This is a genomic window from Pseudomonas sp. SIMBA_041 (assembly GCF_046535095.1).
Lineage (GTDB): Bacteria > Pseudomonadota > Gammaproteobacteria > Pseudomonadales > Pseudomonadaceae > Aquipseudomonas > Aquipseudomonas mucoides.
This window is the reverse complement of sequence record NZ_JAWRXJ010000826.1, coordinates 1-243: the sequence shown is the minus strand read 5'-3', so window position 1 is coordinate 243 and position 243 is coordinate 1. Positions and strand designations below refer to the sequence as shown.

The 243-nt window shown below is 61.7% G+C and carries 1 protein-coding gene; it reads left to right on the top strand.

Features of this window, described 5'->3' with window-relative positions:
• On the top strand, positions 1 to 185 hold a 185-nt coding region (locus SB725_RS33440), incomplete at its 5' end, for a KH domain-containing protein (RefSeq protein WP_410923728.1).
• Between the last annotated feature and the right edge of the window lie 58 nt (positions 186 to 243).

Genomic DNA, 243 nt, shown 5'->3' with positions numbered 1-243 from the left:
ATGGCCAGAAGAAGATCATCATCGGTGACAAGGGCGAGCGTATCAAACGCATTGGTTCCGATGCGCGCATAGATATGGAAGTGCTGTTCGACGCCAAGGTCATGCTCAACCTCTGGGTCAAGGTCAAGGGCGGCTGGTCCGACGATGAGCGCGCCCTGCGCTCGCTGGGCTACGGCGACCTGTAACCCCTCCAGCGGCCCGGATCTCTCCGGGCCGCTCTGCTTTCGGGCCACTCCCCATGGA